15 protein-coding genes are annotated in these 18429 nt (G+C 61.5%); 11 read left to right on the forward strand and 4 right to left on the reverse strand.

Annotated features, from left to right (window positions below; translation table 11 throughout):
- From C476_RS00265 to C476_RS00275, 3 genes are read left to right on the forward strand one after another with little or no spacing between them, the layout of a single operon-like run.
- Entirely contained in the window at positions 1 to 2928 is a 2928-nt protein-coding gene (locus C476_RS00265; RefSeq protein ID WP_008008685.1) for a DNA-directed RNA polymerase subunit A', read from the forward strand.
- Positions 2921 to 4117 (forward strand): DNA-directed RNA polymerase subunit A'', encoded by a 1197-nt coding sequence (rpoA2, locus tag C476_RS00270; RefSeq protein WP_008008686.1) that lies wholly within the window; start codon positions 2921 to 2923, stop codon positions 4115 to 4117. The genes C476_RS00265 and rpoA2 overlap by 8 nt, the downstream gene beginning before the upstream one ends.
- A 3-nt stretch (positions 4118 to 4120) precedes the next feature.
- A complete protein-coding gene (locus tag C476_RS00275) occupies positions 4121 to 4546 on the forward strand; it encodes a NusA-like transcription termination signal-binding factor (protein WP_008008688.1) in 426 nt (141 codons plus the stop codon).
- A gap of 35 nt (positions 4547 to 4581) precedes the next feature.
- On the opposite strand, the gene C476_RS00280 is transcribed toward C476_RS00275, so the two are convergent.
- Together C476_RS00280 and C476_RS00285 are read right to left on the reverse strand one after the other, a co-directional pair.
- On the reverse strand, positions 4582 to 5202 hold the full coding sequence (locus tag C476_RS00280; protein ID WP_008008689.1) for a DUF4255 domain-containing protein: 621 nt from the start codon (positions 5200 to 5202) through the stop codon (positions 4582 to 4584).
- 97 nt (positions 5203 to 5299) lie between these two features.
- The gene (locus C476_RS00285; protein WP_008008691.1) at positions 5300 to 7483 is read right to left on the reverse strand and encodes an ATP-binding protein; all 2184 of its coding nucleotides are present in this window, start codon (positions 7481 to 7483) and stop codon (positions 5300 to 5302) included.
- Positions 7484 to 7829: 346 nt separating this feature from the next.
- Here C476_RS00285 and C476_RS00290 point away from each other — a divergent pair, with 346 nt between their 5' ends.
- From C476_RS00290 to C476_RS00315, 6 genes are all read left to right on the forward strand, one after another.
- Positions 7830 to 8954, forward strand: coding sequence for an eCIS core domain-containing protein (locus C476_RS00290; RefSeq protein WP_394295552.1), 1125 nt, complete (start codon positions 7830 to 7832; stop codon positions 8952 to 8954).
- 2 nt (positions 8955 to 8956) lie between these two features.
- On the forward strand, positions 8957 to 9934 hold the full coding sequence (locus tag C476_RS00295) for a hypothetical protein (RefSeq protein ID WP_008008694.1): 978 nt from the start codon (positions 8957 to 8959) through the stop codon (positions 9932 to 9934).
- Between the two features lie 16 nt (positions 9935 to 9950).
- Complete coding sequence (locus tag C476_RS00300) at positions 9951 to 10784, forward strand: eCIS core domain-containing protein (RefSeq protein WP_083857013.1); 834 nt, start codon at positions 9951 to 9953, stop codon at positions 10782 to 10784.
- A gap of 2 nt (positions 10785 to 10786) precedes the next feature.
- Entirely contained in the window at positions 10787 to 11779 is a 993-nt protein-coding gene (locus C476_RS00305) for a hypothetical protein (RefSeq protein WP_241430455.1), read from the forward strand.
- A gap of 431 nt (positions 11780 to 12210) precedes the next feature.
- The gene (locus C476_RS00310) at positions 12211 to 12639 is read left to right on the forward strand and encodes a 30S ribosomal protein S12 (protein WP_004267302.1); all 429 of its coding nucleotides are present in this window, start codon (positions 12211 to 12213) and stop codon (positions 12637 to 12639) included.
- Between the two features lie 2 nt (positions 12640 to 12641).
- Positions 12642 to 13250 (forward strand): 30S ribosomal protein S7, encoded by a 609-nt coding sequence (locus C476_RS00315; protein ID WP_008008721.1) that lies wholly within the window; start codon positions 12642 to 12644, stop codon positions 13248 to 13250.
- Between the two features lie 224 nt (positions 13251 to 13474).
- Here C476_RS00315 and C476_RS00320 read toward each other — a convergent pair whose 3' ends face one another.
- Positions 13475 to 14230, reverse strand: coding sequence for a DUF5781 family protein (locus C476_RS00320; protein ID WP_008008724.1), 756 nt, complete (start codon positions 14228 to 14230; stop codon positions 13475 to 13477).
- A 180-nt stretch (positions 14231 to 14410) separates the two neighbouring features.
- On the opposite strand from C476_RS00320, the gene C476_RS00325 reads away from it, so the two are divergent.
- Positions 14411 to 16597 carry an elongation factor EF-2 gene (locus C476_RS00325; RefSeq protein ID WP_008008726.1) on the forward strand — a complete coding sequence of 729 codons (2187 nt, stop codon included), beginning with the start codon at positions 14411 to 14413 and terminating at the stop codon, positions 16595 to 16597.
- Positions 16598 to 16871: 274 nt separating this feature from the next.
- Positions 16872 to 17009 carry a hypothetical protein gene (locus C476_RS18640; protein WP_160162883.1) on the forward strand — a complete coding sequence of 46 codons (138 nt, stop codon included), beginning with the start codon at positions 16872 to 16874 and terminating at the stop codon, positions 17007 to 17009.
- On the opposite strand, the gene serS is transcribed toward C476_RS18640, so the two are convergent.
- Complete coding sequence (gene serS, locus C476_RS00330) at positions 16986 to 18365, reverse strand: serine--tRNA ligase (protein ID WP_008008728.1); 1380 nt, start codon at positions 18363 to 18365, stop codon at positions 16986 to 16988. The genes C476_RS18640 and serS overlap by 24 nt on opposite strands.
- Between the last annotated feature and the right edge of the window lie 64 nt (positions 18366 to 18429).

Here is an 18429-nt window from a genome sequence, read left to right on the forward strand (position 1 = left end):
ATGCAAGATACGACACCCAAAGACATCGGGCAACTCTCCTTCGGGCTCATGGAGCCCGAGGAGTATCGGGAGATGAGCGCGACGAAGATCATCACGGCCGACACCTACGACGACGACGGCTTCCCCATCGACATGGGGCTGATGGACCCGCGGCTGGGCGTCATCGACCCCGGCCTCGAGTGTAAGACTTGCGGGAAGCACTCGGGTTCCTGTAACGGCCACTTCGGCCACATCGAACTGGCCGCGCCGGTCATCCACGTCGGCTTCACGAAGCTCATTCGGCGACTCCTGCGAGGGACCTGTCGGGAGTGTTCCCGGCTGCTGTTGACCGAAGACGAGCGCGACGAGTTCCGCGACCAGCTCGACGAGTCCCGAAAGCTGAGTCGCGACCTCAATGACGTGACGAAGGCCGCGATCCGGCAGGCACGCAAGAAGGATCGCTGTCCGTTCTGTGGCGAGATCCAGTACGACATCGACCACGAGAAGCCGACCACCTACTACGAGGTCCAGCAGGTGCTGACCAGCGAGTACTCCCAGCGCATCGCCGGCGCGATGCAGGGCGACGAAGAGGCAGGCGTCGAGCGAACGACGCCGGACGAACTCGCCGAGAAGACCGAGATCGAACTCACCCGGGTCAACGAGATCCTCTCGGGTTCGTTCCGCCCGCGTGAGAGTCAGCGCAAGGCCATCGAGAAGGCCCTGGATATCGACCTGACCGAGGAGGACACGAACAAGCTGATGCCCAGCGACATCCGGGACTGGTTCGAGAACATTCCGGACGAGGACATCGAGGTCCTGGGCATCAACCCCGAACGCTCCCGTCCGGAGTGGATGATCCTCACCGTCCTCCCCGTCCCGCCGGTCACTGCACGGCCGTCGATCACGCTCGACAACGGCCAGCGCTCCGAGGACGACCTGACCCACAAGCTGGTCGACATTATCCGGATCAACCAGCGGTTCATGGAGAACCGCGAAGCCGGTGCGCCCCAGCTGATCATCGAGGACCTCTGGGAACTCCTGCAGTACCACGTCACGACGTTCATGGACAACGAGATCTCGGGCACGCCGCCGGCACGGCACCGCTCCGGCCGGCCGCTCAAGACCCTCTCCCAGCGCCTGAAAGGTAAGGAGGGTCGCTTCCGTGGCTCGCTGTCCGGGAAGCGTGTGAACTTCTCCGCGCGTACTGTGATCTCGCCGGACCCGACGCTGTCGCTCAACGAGGTCGGTGTCCCGGATCGGGTCGCCAAGGAGATGACCCAGACGATGAACGTCACCGAGCGCAACCTCGAGGATGCCCGCCGGTTCGTCTCGAACGGCCCCGAGGCTCACCCTGGTGCGAACTACGTCCGTCGACCGGACGGCCGCCGGCTGAAGGTGACCGAGAAGAACTGCGAGCAACTCGCCGAGAAGGTCGAACCCGGCTGGGAGGTCAATCGGCACATGATCGACGGCGACATCGTCATCTTCAACCGGCAACCGTCGCTCCACCGGATGTCGATCATGGCCCACGAGGTCGTGGTTATGCCGTACAAGACGTTCCGCCTGAACACCGTCGTCTGTCCGCCGTACAACGCCGACTTCGACGGCGACGAGATGAACATGCACGCGCTCCAAAACGAGGAGGCTCGTGCCGAAGCGCGCGTGCTCATGCGGGTGCAAGAGCAGATCCTGAGCCCTCGCTTCGGCGAGAACATCATCGGCGCCATCCAGGACCACATCAGCGGGATGTACCTGCTGACCGCGGACAACCCACGGTTCAACGAGACCCAGGCGCTCGACTTGCTGCGGGCGACCCGGATCGACGAACTGCCCGAACCCAGCGGCGTCGACGACGAGGGCAAGCCGTTCTGGACCGGCTACGACGTCTTCTCCGAGTTACTGCCCGACGATCTGAACCTCGAGTTTACCGGCACCGTCGGCGACGAGGTCGTCATCGAGGACGGCCAGTTGCTTCAGGGGACCATCGCCGAGGACGAGGTCGGCGAGTTCGGCGGCGAGATCGTCGACACGATCACGAAGATCTACGGCAACACGCGCGCCCGGATCTTCGTCAACGAGGTCTCGACGCTGGCGATGCGTGCGATCATGCACTTCGGGTTCTCGATCGGGATCGACGACGAGACCATCCCGGAGGAAGCCGAGAAACGCATTGACGAGACTATCGCGGACGCCAACGATCGCGTCGAGGAACTGATCGAGGCCTACGAGAACAACGAACTCGAGAGTCTCCCCGGCCGGACGATCGACGAGACCCTCGAGATGAAGATCATGCAGACGCTCTCGCGTGCCCGTGACAACGCCGGGAACATCGCCGACGAGCACTTCGACGATGAGAACCCGGCCGTCGTCATGGCCAACTCCGGTGCGCGTGGGTCGATGCTCAACCTGACACAGATGGCCGGCGCGGTCGGCCAGCAGGCAGTTCGCGGCGAGCGCATCAACCGCGGCTACGAGGATCGGACCCTCAGTCACTACGAACCCAACGACCTCTCGGCGGAGGCCCACGGATTCGTCGAGAACTCCTATACGAGCGGCCTGACCCCGCGGGAATTCTTCTTCCACGCGATGGGTGGCCGCGAGGGGCTGGTCGACACGGCAGTCCGGACCTCCAAGTCCGGCTACCTGCAGCGCCGGTTGATCAACGCCCTCTCCGAGCTCGAGACCCAGTACGACGGCACCGTCCGGGACACCTCGGACACGATCGTCCAGTTCGAGTTCGGTGAAGACGGCACCTCGCCGGTCAAGGTCTCCTCCGGCGAGGAGAACAACATCGACGTCGACCAGATCGCCAGCCGCGTGCTCGACTCCGAGTTCGAGTCCGAAGCCGAAAAACAGGAGTTCCTCGGCTCGCGGCCGCGGCCGACCAACCTCTCGGAACACGCAGACGATCGCCTTGCCGAGGGTACGGAGGTGACCTCCGATGACTGAAGTCGACTACGACGTCGACGACGACACCATCGCGGTCGTCGAGGACACCGATCTGCCACGGCGACTCAAAGACGAGGTCTACGAGACGCTCGAGGCTCGCGAGGACGCGACGGTTGAAGATGCCGACGAACTCGCGAAGGCCGTCGAGACTCGCTACCTCGATACCCGTGTCGATCCGCTCGATCCCGTCGGCACCGTCAGCGCCCAGTCGATCGGCGAACCAGGGACTCAGCTGACGATGAACACGTTCCACTACGCGGGGGTCGCCGAGATCGACGTGACCCAGGGGCTGCCCCGGCTGATCGAGCTGGTCGACGCTCGAAAGACCCCGGACACGCCGATGATGACCGTCCACCTCGAGGGCGACTACGCTACCGAGCGCGAGCGCGCCCACGAGGTTGTCTGGAAGATCGAAGCCACCAAGATCCTCGCGCTGGGTGACGTCTCGACGAACGTTGCGGACATGCGCGTCCAGATCTCGCTCAACGAGGACACGCTGAAAGAGCGGCTGATCACGCCCGAGGAAGTCGCCGAGATCATCGAGGATTCGCTGGGTGTCAAGACGATCCAACAAGGAACCCAGATCGAGTTTGGCCCGGAGGAACCTTCGTATCGGGATCTCCTCCAGCTTGTCGAGGAGCTGCGCGATATCACGTTCAAGGGCATCGAGGACATCTCCCGGGTCGTCATCCGCCGTGAGGAGATGGACGACGGCAGCGAAGAGTTCGTCCTCTACACCGAAGGGTCGGCCTTCGGTGACGTCTTAGAGATCGAGGGCGTCGACGCTTCGCGGACGACGTGTAACAACATCCACGAGATCCGGCGCAACCTCGGCATCGAGGCAGCCCGCGAAGCCATCATCGAGGAGACGAACAACACGCTGGCCGAACAGGGGTTAGACGACGTCAACGTCCGCCACCTGATGCTCGTCGCGGACATCATGACCAACCGCGGCGAGATCGAGTCGATCGGTCGCCACGGCATCTCGGGCTCGAAGGACTCGGTGCTCGCTCGTGCGGCGTTCGAGGTTACGGTCAACCACCTGCTCAACGCTGCGATCCACGGCGAGATCGACGAGTTAGACGGCGTGACGGAGAACGTCATCGTCGGGAAGCCGATCAAACTCGGAACCGGCGATGTCGACCTCCGGATGGGGTCGACCACCTCCGGGAGCAGTCAGGCCGACTGATCGATGGGAGTTACGCTCGCCGACGACGCCCGGCAGTATCTCGCCGCATTCGAGGACGTCACCGGTGTCGCCGGCCGCGACTGTCTCGTCACCGACGGCGGTGACAGGCTCCTGATCGTCGTCGAACGCGGCGGCATGGGCGAAGCGATCGGCCCTGACGGCCGGACGATCCAGCAGTTTGAGGATCGCGTCGACGCGCAGGTACGACTCGTCGAAGACGCGGCCGATCCCGAGACGTTCGTCGCGAACGCGCTTGCGCCGGCAGCCGTCTACAACGTCACGATCAGCGAGAACAACGACACTGTCGCCTACGTTGAAGTCGCCGAAGCCGACCACGGGGTCGCGATCGGAACCAACGGGCGGACAATCGAGGCCGCCCGCACCCTTGCAAAGCGCCACTTCGGGATCGACGACGTGCAGTTGCTGTAGGCACGCGCTTGGGTCCGTCGGTCCACAGATTCCACTCATTCTGCGTGTCGATCGGACGTCTCCGACCGTCGGCCAACCGTCGTCTCGTGTTCTTCAACGCGGGTGAATTCCGATTCGTTCAGCGACTGGATCACCACTGGATTGACCTCGATCGTCGCCGACGGCTGGTGGCTCACGTCGGAAAGCTGTGACCACAGCGACAGTAGCTCGTCGACTGGTTCGTCGACGATCGAAATCGAAAGCGGTTGCTCCTGGCCGAGCGGGGCGGGAGCGTCGGCAGGCTCGATCCGACTGTTGTCGTGAAACAGCTGGAGGGCTGCGCCGAGACGCTGTTGACGTTTGAAGGGGTTCGTCTGCCTCTCGCCGTCGTCACTCCCGCCGCCGACAGCGTATGCGGTCACGAGATAGCGTACTGAAAGCGCCAGCGGCCGGTCCTGTCGCGCCGTCCCGGAGATCGTTCGGCTGCCCGATCCCATCGCCGTGTCCGTCTCGATCTGATATGGATACAGCGTGAGATCGACGCTCGAGAGGGAGTCGACATCGGCAGGGGAGGCCACTTCGACTCGATTCGAATCGATGGGACTCCGTTCGTCGGCGTTCGCTTTTATGAGTTCGATCAACACGTTGCTGACGTCTGCAATGGCGCTGTATGTCATCGTTCTGTGGAGCCGAAATTGCGACCGGTGTTCATTCCGCTTTTTTCTGTTTTGTGACGTCGACTGACGCGGCACGACGACCGGTTCGTTCCCGTCCTCATCCAGCGCGGCGCTTCTGGTGGAGCCGTTCTTTCGCTTCTCGCTCAGTTGGGCCCTGTAAGTACTCGAGGTAGGGTTCGAAATCCTGCTCGCGGACCCGGCTGTTGCGATTCCGTTTGTATCGCTCGAGCGCCTCGACGACGTGGCGCATGGTGATCGTCTCGTTTCCCTGACCGGCGACGTAGATGGCGATATGCATGGCGAGTTTCTCGATGGTGCCGCCGCTGTAGTCGAACCCGGCGAGCCACTCCCAGTCGATCCCCTCGAGGGGGCAGTCATCGGGGAAGACGCCTTTCCAGATCTCCTTGCGCGTGTCCGCGTCGGGTTCGTCGAACCGGATCGAGTGGGTAATCCGGCGAGTGAAGGCCGTATCGATGTTCTGGGCGTAATTCGTCGTCAGGAAGATGACGCCGTCGTAGGTTTCGACCCGCTGGAGCAGGTAGTTCACTTCGGCGTTGGCGTAGCGGTCGGTCGCGTCGGAGACTTCCGCGCGGTCGCCGAAGAGTGCGTCGGCCTCGTCGAACAGCAAGATCGCGTTCGATTGTTCGGCAGCCTGAAAGAGCTGTTCTAAGTTTTCCTCGGTCTCGCCGATGTACTTGCTGACCATGGATGAGAGATCGATCTTGTAGATGTCCATCCCGACGGCGTTGGCAAGTACCTCCGCTGCGAGGGTCTTTCCAGTGCCGGGACGGCCTCTGAATAGCGAGACGATGCCCGCATTGCCGGTCTGGTCCCTGAATCCCCAGTCGTCGTAGAGCAACCCGCGATTCGTGATATGGGTCTCGAGGGTTCGCAGCTGCCGTTCGGTGCGGTCGTCGACCTCGATGTCGGCCCGGGTCTTCGTGGGGTCGACGTGCTCGGCGAGCTCGTCGAGGTCGTCCGACGACTGGGCGCGACAGCCCGCCCGAACGTCCGCGAGCGTGCGGTCGTCACCATCGGCAAGTGCGTCGGCGGTCGCAAGCGCCGCCTCGAGTTGCCCCGGGGTGAGATCAAACGTGCTGGCCATGGTTTCGGGCTCGAGGTCGTCCGGGAGGTCGTCAGCGCGGTCCTCCCAGAACTGCCGACGGCGCGCGATCGAGGGGCGGTCGAACTCGTAGATGGCGTCGACGCTGGCGCGGCGGCTCTCGGTGGGCACCCACGTGCGCTCGCCCGTGAGGAACAGATCGTTGTCGAACTCGCGAAAGCGGGCGAGGACGCCCTCGAGGGAGTGGTCTGTTTCCCGGTCGGCGACGGTGGCGTCGGCGTTGCGGAGCTGGACGGGAACGTCGAGAATCGTCGCTTCGCGTACGAGCGCCTCGAGAGCGTCGGCAGCCAGGATGGCCCGGAGGTCGGCCTGCAGATAGCGATCGCCCGTACAGCAGGCTTCGACGGCGCGGTCGACGCCGGAGCCGGGCGGGCCATAGAAGTAGACACGGCGGCCGGTTCCGGTCTCGTCTTCGGGGAGCGACGCCAGTTCCGCCCGGAGCGTGTCGTCGATCGGCACCTCCGCGAGCGTCGCGTCGGCGGTCGTTTCGGTCAGCGGCTCCTCGAGTTCGATCGGACTGTGGTCCGCGACGGTCGCCTCGAGATGCGGGTCGATACCGTCGTGACCGAGCAGATACGCATAGATGCGGTCATCGACACGGAGCTCGCGCTCGAGTTTCGATCTCGAGTCGGTCACGTCGTCGACGACGATGAGGCCGTTTGCTCGCAGTGGCGACTGCTCGCCGACGAGCGCGGTTGCAGTGACGAACTCGGCGTTCGTCCGCGAAAACAGGTCTGCCACGAGTGCAACGGTTGGGCGCGGGTTCGTGCGGTCGTTCGTGGCTCTCGAAAACAGGTCTGCGGTCGTCGGATCGACATCGGGAAGAAGGGCGATGAGGAGGATCTCACGATGGAGGTCGTCGAGTTCGAATCCGTCGACCAGCGTCTCGAGCCGACGTTTGCCATCGTCTTCGAGCGCCTCACGCCTGGTGTGTCCGCTGTCGTCATCGAGTGTATCGAAGCCGCTCTGATCGACACTGGGAATCGAATACGTGAGTGCAGTCGGATCGGCTGTGCCACGTCGGTCGTCGCGTCCGTTCGCGACAGAAGCAGTCGTGCCAGGCGTGGTGTCGGATCGACTCTCGAGGTACCGCTCGAGAATGCCGTGAATCCGGTCCAATTCAGCGAGTAGATGCTCGCTCGTAGCGGTGTCGCTCATCGGCGTGAACTCCTCCCCTGCATTTGCGTGACTAGCTGTTATCGGCCGTTTGAACACGGACTATATTTATCTTTTCTAATTAGTGTACGATAATTATATGTGTATTGCAGGGAAGAATCAGGGTAGAGACGGAATGGGATACACGGGTATACGAGCGAACTCGGAGTCGAGGGCGGAACAGACCGACGGCTCCGCGAGTTATCGGTCCCGATCGCCGATATCGGATTCGAGAGCGCAGTCGAACGCGAGGTCGACTGGCACGTCGCCGACGCCGGCTCGAGCGGACATCGAGAGTCGGTACGGCCTCGAGTTGTATGCGCCCGGGCAGGAAGTCCAGCTCCAGCGGTTGGAGCAGGCCTGCGGTCCCGCGGAGGTCCAGAGTTGGGTCGACGAGGGAATGCCGGTCGAACTCATGGGAAAGCCGGTGGATATGGACGCGTTCCGGGAACGCCAGGCCGAGCGACCGGCGGCGGTGCCACGAGATATCGAACGCCGGAACGCGGCGTCGGTCCAGCGCAGCCGCGAGGCACAGTACGACACCGACCGAGCCGGGGACGCTGGTGTGCCCGCGTCAGTACGAGACGTACTGAGCACGCCGGGCCAGCCGCTGGACGGCGGCATCCAGCGCGCGATGGAAGAGCGGATGGGCGATTCCCTCGGCGACGTACGGGTTCACACCGGTGCAACCGCCGCCAGAGCCTGCGAGGACATCAACGCGCGGGCGTTTACGGTTGGCAATCACATCGCGTTCAACCACGGCGAGTACGATCCCGAATCGCCAGCGGGACAGCACCTCCTCGCCCACGAACTCGCACACGTCCGCCAGCAAACCGGGGCTGCGATCAGCATGATGCCCCAGGAAGACAGTGGCCTCGAGATCGATCCTGATCCGCGACTCGAGCGGGAAGCTGAAGACGCAGCACAGCAGGCGATGGCCGACGGCCCGGTAACGATCAACCGACTGGGGACAGCGGTGCAGATCCAGCGGCTGCCCGAGGCCGAGCAACTCGAGCAGGCTCGCCAACAGGCGTCCGACCGTTTTGGATCTGCGGACGAGACGAGCGTTCCAGCCGATCCCGAGGTGTTGGCCACGGAGGTCGAACGGCTCAAATCGAATCAAGCGGAGATGATGGCTGCCTTCGTCGAGGCACGCCCCGGCGCAGCCGACTCGAGTCCCGATGTCGCCGGTGCCGTAGGCAAAGGACTGGCCGGCGGCGTCACCGGAGCGCTCGTCGGATCGGTCCTCGGTCCTGGCGGCACTGTAGCTGGCTTCGCCGTTGGACTCACCAGCAGCGTCGCCACCGATGTCTCCAAAGAAAGCATGGACTGGCTGATGGACAACAGTCCCGGCAGTTCCGCACTCGAACTCGAAGCTCGAATCGAGTCACTCGAAGAACGGCTCGCCGAACTGCGGGACGAACAGTATAGCCATGAGCGTCTCAAAGGCGTTGCTAATTCCCGAGGTGATTGAATATGGACGGAATGATTACCGGAGAAACCCAAGAACTGATCGGTCTTAGCATCATCGACAATAATGATGCAGAGCACCTTATCGAAATGAAGTTTGACGGTAATATAACTGGCCATCAATGTGAAGCGTACGCTGACGACCCAGCCAACAGGACCGATGAAGAAAACGAACACAACAATCAGGCTCGGCGCTTCGCGAAGTACTACGTCTATGCCGAACGCGGCTACGACACGGTCGCACACGTCAACCATCCCGATTACATCGAAGCCGTCCGCCAGGCGATCGTCTCGTTGTCGGACGCGCAGTTCGAGCAGTTTTTCAGCCCAATTCACCAGCAACTGCGCAGCCATCACGATTCGACCGTCGAGCGCCCACGGTCGCTTCCCTCGGCCGTTCGATATCCCGATGACGTGATTTACAAGCAGGACCTCTACCTGGGGATCGATCCTCGAGAGAGCGACTTCGCTGACGAGGCGCGGGCGATTGCTGCCGACCGCGGGCTCGACCTCGAGGCTGGCATGACGTCTCGAGCGCTCACGGACGTTTCAGCGAGCGAACTCGAGAAGTGGCAGTCGTTCGCCGACGAGTTGGCCGACACAATCGACCCGGAAGCCGTCGATGCCGAGTTAGGACTCGAGGACGGCGCCGTCTCGGGGATCCACGTCTCCTATCCCGACGAATACGGCGAACTCGTCACTGAGTCCGCCGAGGATCCGCTGGAACGCCAACCCGACGCTCGCCTCGAATTGCTGACTGCTGATCCTGGCACTCTCGAGGAGTTCAACCCGTATCTCGACCACCACCTCCGGTGCCAGATCCGCGATTGTCTCGTCGGAATGGGGCTAACCCCACCGGCGAAGTATCGTGTTCTCGGCCCCGGCAAGTTCATCTACACCCGTCGATACAATCACTACAACATGTATCCCGAACTCCACAGCACTCGATCCAATTCAGCGCGACTGTTCGGCTACGACAGCTAGCAGTTCCCGACAACCAATGGATGGCCTCATTCCAGGAAGATCTGTCATCCGACACCGCTCTCTTGAGGAGTGGATGGACGCCGATTTCTCGGACGTGTGCATTCACACGGGTGGGCGGACAGCGAAAGCCACCGAGGAAATCGACGCGAAGGTCTTTTGCTGTGGCAACGGGGTCGTGTGCAACAGCGGCGCGTGCGATTCCAAGTCGCCCGAAGGTCAGCACCTGCTGGCTCACGAACTCGCACACGTCACACAACAGAACAGCGATGCGCCGACCAGTATGATCCTCAAAGAGGAGGTTAACCTCGAGACTGACCTCGATTCACATCTGGGACTCGAGAGTGACGAGGTGGCCGAAGAGGCACTGTCGGATGGGCCGGTGACGATCACCCGGATGGGGGCGGAGATGCACATTCAGCGGTCGGCGCTGGGTAAACTGAACCCGTTTAGTAATACGGACGAGCAGGACAGTGGGGAGTTGGTTCTTGACGAGGTGAAAGCCGAACCGGAGGCGCTGGCCGAGGAAGTTCGCCAGATCAAGGTCAATCAGGCAACGTTGTTTAACGAAGTCCGTAACGAACAGGGTCTCCTTGATGCTGTCGGTGAAGCGACTGGGAAAGGGATCGTCGGAGGTGGAATCGGACTGGCAGTCACCGCTGCAACTGCCAACCCAGTGTTCGGTGCGATGGCCGGTGGTGCCTTCTCTGATGTTGCCAAAACGCTCTATGGCAACGTCTACGAACGCGGCCGTGATTCCATCTCCGAAGTCGAACTCGATACCCTTGCTGAGAAAGTCAAACAGCGGATCAAAGGCACCGAATACGGCGGCGAAGCAAAATTTGAGGAATAAAAATGAAGGCGAAATTCATCGGAGAAGATGAAATAGATATTGGGATGAAAGTTTCAGACAATGCTGGATTTGAACACCACATAGAAATGCATAAGGAAAATGGTGAAATTTATGCCCATAAATGTGACGAATATTCAGACAAACCGGTAGATCGAACGACGGAAGAAAACGAACACAGCAATCAGGCGCGCCGCTTTGCGAAATACCAGGTCTATCGCAAACGGGGCTACGACACGCTTGACACATACCGAAACCCTGACCGAATCGCCATGGTGATGCTCACGATTGCAAGTCTTACTCCCAAACAGGTTCAACAATACTTCACAGATCCCCGCCAGCAGTTGCAGAGTCACATTGAGACTACCGATCCAGTCATCGTCGAACCACGTGGCGCTCGGAAGGCTGATTTACGACGCGTCGGTCAAGACATATATCTTAACGACGAGGAAGACTTCCTCTCATCTATTGAAAAATTGACCGAGACGGATCTCTACCAGAAACTCGAGACAGCGGCAACGACGGGGACCAGCGATGAGGCCCAACTCGAGGAATTACAGACCTCTCTCGCCGAGATGGATGTCGACTTTACCGATTGCGCTGCGCATCTCGGTGACGGCCTCATCGACGCAGTCGGTCCTGTCACCGTCCGCTGGGAGGTATCCCAAGAGAGCGAGAAGACGTTCAGTGCTCGTCCAAGTCAACCACTACCGGATCGGGAACCAGACGCCCGCCCGCAAATGATCGCGGACTTCTACGAGTTCGATACGATCGAGGGCTTTCAGGCGGATCTCGTTCACCATCTGCGGTGTCAGGTTCGAGATTGCTACGTCGAGATGGGTATCGCACCACCGACGCCCTTCCGCGTGCTCGGCCCCGGTTTCTACGAGAATATCGGCTGGTACAGACATCACGATTTCTATCCTGAGTATTACAATTATCACGCCGATATCGACGAGTGGCAGGAAGAACACACACCAACCGATCTTCTGAGTTGATCGACGCTGATACGGTTTGCTGTCCCGATTTACCGGTGCAACCGCAGGGCGGTCGCGGTCCCACCGGCACCGACTGACAGTAGACCGTATGATTTGCTCGAGAAAGGACGAGGCAGATGCCGGAAACACGACTGACCTCGCTGTCGCAAGCGTAATCCGTGCCACTGCCGGTGGACCAGTTGCACTTGCGGGAATGAGGTTCAGCGAAACGAAGCGTTCGAGGGTGGAGACGGACGGGCTGCTAGTTGATCGCCTGATCGACGTTCGGAAACCTCTCGCCTGCCGAGCGTCGCTAACCCGTGCTCCAGCCGTAACTCGAGTCCTCGAAACGGCCGCAGATTCGGCGAGCGATGTATCTAAAGCGATCTCGAGCCGTCTCGCTAATTCGAAACGGGTCGTTTAAGTGGCTTCGACGGATAGCGACTGGTACTATGGCAAACGGCAAATATGCCGCGCGCAAGCTCAAGAAGGACCGCCAGAACCAGCGGTGGTCCGACTCTGACTACGCGCGCCGCGCCCGTGGACTTCGCGAGAAGTCCGACCCCCTCGAGGGAGCGCCCCAGGCTCGCGGTATCGTACTCGAAAAGGTCGGCATCGAGGCAAAACAGCCGAACTCGGCGATCCGAAAGTGCGTCCGAGTCCAGCTGATCAAAAACGGCAAGCAGGTCACTGCGTTCTGCCCCGGTGACGGCGCAATTTCGTTCATCGACGAACACGACGAAGTCACCATCGCCGGTATCGGTGGGGCGAAGGGTCGTGCGATGGGTGACCTCTCGGGCGTCAACTACAAGGTTGACAAGGTCAACGGCGTCGCGCTGAAAGAACTCGTTCGCGGGAACGCGGAGAAACCGGTGCGATAATCATGGCTGCAGAAGACCAACCGGACCCGGACGCGCCAGCTGGCGGCGCAGACGTTTCAGCGAAGCTCTTCGGCGAGTGGGAAATCGGCGAAATCGAATACGCCGACCCCTCGACCGAGCGCTACATCACGGTTTCGCCCGTCGCTCACACCGCGGGCCGCCACGCTAGCAAGCAGTTCAAGAAGTCCGAAATCTCGATCGTCGAGCGCTTTATCAACCGCTTGATGCAGACCGAGGAGAACACGGGCAAGAAACAGCAGACGCTCAACTATGTCCGTGATGCGTTCGAGCTCATTCACGAGCGCACCGAAGACAACCCGATTCAGGTACTCGTGACGGCCGTCGAGAACGCGGCCCCGCGAGAGGAGACTGTCCGCCTGAAATACGGTGGAATCTCGGTCCCGAAGGCCGTCGACGTCGCTCCCCAGCGTCGTGTCGACCAAGCGCTGAAGTTCCTCTCCGAAGGTGTCTACAACGACTCGTTCAAGACGGCGACGCCCGTCGAAGAGGCCATCGCTAGCCAGCTTATCGGCGCGGCCAACTACGACGTCCAGACCTACGCGGTGAGCCAGAAAGAAGAAAAAGAGCGCGTCGCGGCAGCCGCACGCTAACGCGATCCGTCGAGTCCGTTTTCGACGGTGTTCTCGTTGTGCTGTCTCCCGAAGTATTCTCGTCGCGGTTACTCCGGGAATTTCCAGCGCCACCCCGATCTATCAGCGCCATCGTTGCTTCCCCATCCAGTCGATACACGACCCCACCCGATTCCTGTCACTAGTTACCAGTATACATGCGACCGTCCTGCGGTCCCACCGGCACTGACTGACAGCAGACCGTATCAGTCTGCGGCAAGACGCTCGCTGCTGGTGTACGATCGCGTCGCGTCGACGAGCACCTGTCGGTAGGTACTCGTGTCTGGTTCTCGCGCGAGTTCCCGAAAGCGCCGTTTGAACTCCTGAAAATCGACTTCTGGTGCGTCCATCGCGGCCACGTGCGCGAGATCGTAGAGTCGATGTTCGTCATCGACAAGGTCGTGTCGTTCCGCAAGTGCGAGTGCGAAGGCTGCGTTGACCGCTGTAATCTCGGGATCGGTACCCGGTGAGAGTCGCTCGAGACCGTGCCGTGGTGGCGTCTCGGGTCGGTCGACGACCGCCGCGGCGAGACTCGACTCGAGAAAGGAGAGCAGTTTCTCGCCGGGGCCGACCGAGAGGGTGATGTCGTCGGCGTAGATGTCTTTCATGTGATTTGCGATCTGGTAACAGTGTGAGAGCTTGCGCCGCTCGACGCGTTTACCGGCCAGTGCAAGATAGAGGACTTCCTCGGTTGACTGGGTGTGTGACGGATGTTGCTGTTCGTGGCGGACCATGTGGGCGAACTCGTGGAGGGCGAGTTCGCGGGCCATCGCTGATGAGGCGGCCTGCCTCGAAATGTTCAGGACGTGGTAGTCGTCGTAGTGGGCGGCCCACGTCCGTTCGTCAGGGTCGTCTTGGAGACGAACTCGAACCGGGAGCGAGAGGTCGTGCTCGGTTTGGAAGAGGTCTTTGGCGCTGAGGAATGGAGCGGTCGGTCCTGGTCCCTGTACTCGTATATCCATGCGTAGAGATACCAAGGGCTGTTGCTGTATGTCTCTTACGCCCGTCTCCAGTTGTCGGCTTGCTGCGTGGCATTCACTCACGTAAATTAGACATTCGGGCGCTCGAACCGTGAAACACGACGAAATCCGGCGGCGACGAAACACTACCCTTTTGACCCCGCTGGCGGTAACAGGGTGTATATGGGCCGACGCAAAAAGATCGTCCAAGAGTGTGAACGGCTGATGGACGAACCGGAGAACATCCGGAACATCGCCATCGCCGCTCACGTCGATCACGGGAAAACGACGCTTTCTGACAACCTGCTGGCTGGTGCCGGCATGATCTCCGACGAGACTGCCGGCGAACAGCTCGCGATGGACACGGAAGAAGACGAACAGGAACGTGGGATCACCATCGACGCGGCGAACGTTTCGATGACCCACGAGTACGAGGGAACCAACCACCTCATCAACCTCATCGACACGCCGGGCCACGTCGACTTCGGTGGCGACGTGACGCGTGCGATGCGCGCCGTCGACGGTGCGCTCGTCGTTGTTGACGCCGTCGAAGGGGCAATGCCCCAGACCGAGACGGTGCTCCGGCAGGCGCTTCGTGAGGGTGTCAAGCCGACCCTGTTCATCAACAAGGTCGACCGCCTCATCTCCGAGCTGCAGGAAGGTCCCGAAGAGATGCAGAAACGACTCCTCGCCGTCATCCAAGACGTCAACGAACTCATCCGTGGGATGACCGAGGACATGGACGACATCGACGACTGGACTGTCTCCGTCGAAGACGGTACCGTCGGCTTCGGCTCCGCACTGTACAAGTGGGGTGTCTCGATGCCCTCGATGCAGCGGACCGGCATGGACTTCGCCGAGATCATGGAACTCGAGCGCGCCGACAAGCGCCAGGAACTCCACGAGAAGACGCCGCTGTCGGACGTCGTTCTGGACATGGTCTGTGAGCACTTCCCGAACCCTGTCGACGCTCAGCCCCGCCGTATCCCACGCATCTGGCGTGGTGACGACGAATCCGACCTTGCCGAGGAGATGCGTCTCGTCGACGAGAACGGCGACGTCGTCTTCATGGTCACCGACATCGCGATGGACCCACACGCTGGCGAAGTCGCTTCCGGCCGTGTCTTCTCGGGCTCCCTCGAGAAGGGCCAGGAACTGTACGTCTCGGGCACTGCGGGCAAGAACCGCGTCCAGAGCGTCGGCATCTACATGGGTGGCGAACGCGAGGAAGTCGACCACGTCCCTGCCGGGAACATCGCGGCCGTTACCGGCCTGCGCGACGCGATCGCCGGTTCGACCGTCTCGAGCATCGAGATGACGCCCTTCGAGTCGATCGAACACATCTCGGAGCCGGTCATCACGAAGAGCGTGGAGGCCCAGACGATGGACGACCTCCCCAAACTCATCGAGACGCTCCGACAGGTCTCGAAAGAGGACCCGACGATCCAGATTACGATCAACGAGGACACCGGCGAGCACCTGATCTCCGGACAGGGTGAGCTTCACCTCGAGGTCATCACCCAGCGTATCGAGAAGAACCAGGGCATCCCGGTCAACACTGGTGAGCCGATCGTCGTCTACCGCGAGGCCATCGACCGTGCAAGCGATGAGGTCGAAGGTATCTCGCCAAACCGCCACAACCGGTTCTACATCTCCGCCGAGCCGCTCAGCGAGGAGATCGTCGAGACGATCCGGATGGGAGAGGCGTCGATGAACATGCCCGAACTCGAGCGCCGTGAAGCGCTCCAGGAAGCCGGCATGGACAAAGAAGACTCCCAAGTCGTCGAGCACATCCACGGCACGAACATCCTGCTCGACCAGACCAAAGGGATCCAGCACCTGAACGAAACGATGGAACTGTTCATCGAGGGACTCGAGGAAGCCCTCGACAACGGTCCGCTTGCCAACGAGCCGGTTCAGGGAACGCTCATCCGTCTGCACGACGCCAAGCTCCACGAGGACACCATCCACCGTGGTCCCGCACAGGTCATCCCCGCAACCCGCGAGGCTGTCCACAAGTCGCTCATCGACGGCCACATCAAGATGATGGAGCCGATGCAGGACGTCCGTATCGACGTGCCAAACGACCACATGGGCGCTGCCTCCGGCGAGATTCAGGGCCGCCGTGGTCGCGTCGACGACATGTACCAGGAAGGTGACCTCATGGTCGTCGAGGGTATCGCACCCGTCGACGAGATGATCGGCTTCGCGAGCGACATCCGCTCTGCGACCGAGGGTCGTGCCTCCTGGAACACCGAAAACGCCGGCTTCGAGTTCATGTCCGACTCCCTCCAGCGCGAGAAGATCATGGAGATCCGCGAGCGCAAGGGCATGAAGCTCGAGCTGCCGCCAAGCATCGACTACATCTAAGCCACCGACCTTTTTCCTCTCGGGTTCACTCACTCCGTTCGTTCACCGCTCGAGCAAAAAATCTCGACCAAAAACACTGGAAGAGCGTAGCTCTTCCAAGCCCTCGTTCACTGCGTTCACGAGGAAGCCGCTCGCGTCTTCGACGCTCGCGGCAGAACCGCTAGACCGTCAGCCGCGCCTACTATTGGCTATTTAGTTTGAAGTCCCCGATTCGTAACGTAGCTCTGACTTGAGGGCCGGTGCCAGAAGGATTGGCGAACATCCTCTCTCGGACGTGGCCGAAGACGCACGAAACGCGGCCGAGCAGTTCGGCGGTCGTGACGAAGAGCGATGGAGACAGGCGCGAACCGCGCTCGAGGAGTACGTCGCTGCAGTGGTGGCTGGTCGGTTACTCGCGCTCGCCCGCACCTAACGCCGACTCGCCGACCTTCTCGTGGCCCTCGATGACTTCTTTGCCACCCATGTACGGCTGCAGGGGCTCGGGGATGGTCACCGTGCCGTCCTCGTTCTGGTAATACTCGAGGATCGCCACCATCACGCGCGGAATCGCAAGCCCCGAGGCGTTCAGGGTGTGCAGATACTCGGCCGATTCGTGGCGCTCGGGTCGGTAGCGCAGTCCGGCCCGTCGTGCCTGGAAGTCCTCGAAGTTCGACGCCGAGGAGACCTCGAGCCAGCGGCCGCCTTCGTCGGGACCGTCGTCCATGTCGTCGCCGGGGGCCCAGACCTCGATGTCGTAGGTTTTCGCGGAGGCAAAGGTGAGATCGCCGGTACAGAGCTCGAGAATGCGGTAGGGGAGCCCGAGGCGTTTGAGGACCTCTTCAGCCTCGCCGAGCAGTTCCTCGAGGCGGTCGTAGCTGTCCTCGGGTTCGACGAAGTTGACGAGTTCGACCTTGTTGAACTGGTGGACGCGGACGATGCCGCGGGTTTCGGTGCCGTGTTCGCCGGCTTCGCGCCGGAAGTTGGGCGTGTACGCCTGGTGTTTGAGCGGGAGGTCGTCGTCCAGCAGGATCTCGTTGGCGTACATGTTAGTGACCGGTACCTCCGCGGTCGGGCAGAGCCAGAGATCGTCGTCGTCGTACTCCTCTTCGTTGCTGCCGCCCAGTCGGTAGGCGTCGTCGGCGAACTTCGGCAGTTGGCCGGTGCCGCGCATCGAGGCGCTCTTGACCGGAATCGGCGGGAAGACGTCGACGTAGCCCTGCTCGCGGTGGATGTCCATCATGAACTGGATCAGGGCGTGCTCGAGCTGTGCGCCCTCGCCTTTGAGGAAGTAAAAGCCCGAGCCGGTCGTCTTGGCGGCGCGTTCCTCGTCGATGATATCCAGATCTTCGCCGAGGTCGTAGTGGGGAGTGACCTCGTCGGGCAGGTCACGCAGGTCGTCGAAGCCCCAGCGCCGATCCTCGACGTTGTGGCGCTCGTCGAGTCCCAACGGGACGCTCTCGTGTGGGACCTGTGGAATCTCGTGGATGCGTTCTCTGAGTTCCTCCTCGAGTTCGACGCCTTCTTCCTCGACCTCTTCGATCTCGGCTTTGAGTTCCCGCGAGCGCTTGATGGCTTCCTCGCGCTCCTCTTCTTTGCCCTCTGCGACGAGCTTGCCGATTTCTTTGGTGATCTGGTTGCGCTCGTGGCGCAGGTCGTCGCCGCGTGCTTTCAGCTCGCGCCAGCGTTCGTCGAGTTCGAGGAACTCGTCGAGATCGACGTCGGCCCCGCGGTTCTCGAGGGCGTCGCGCACCTCCGCTGTGTTCTCGCGTATATAGGTCCGGTCGAGCATTGGTCTTGCCAGTGCGTTCTTTGTGCCCGGGCAAAACCGTGTCGGAAGGCTGCGTCTTCCGAGC

This window comes from Natrinema limicola JCM 13563 (assembly GCF_000337475.1).
Classification (GTDB): Archaea; Halobacteriota; Halobacteria; order Halobacteriales; family Natrialbaceae; genus Natrinema; species Natrinema limicola.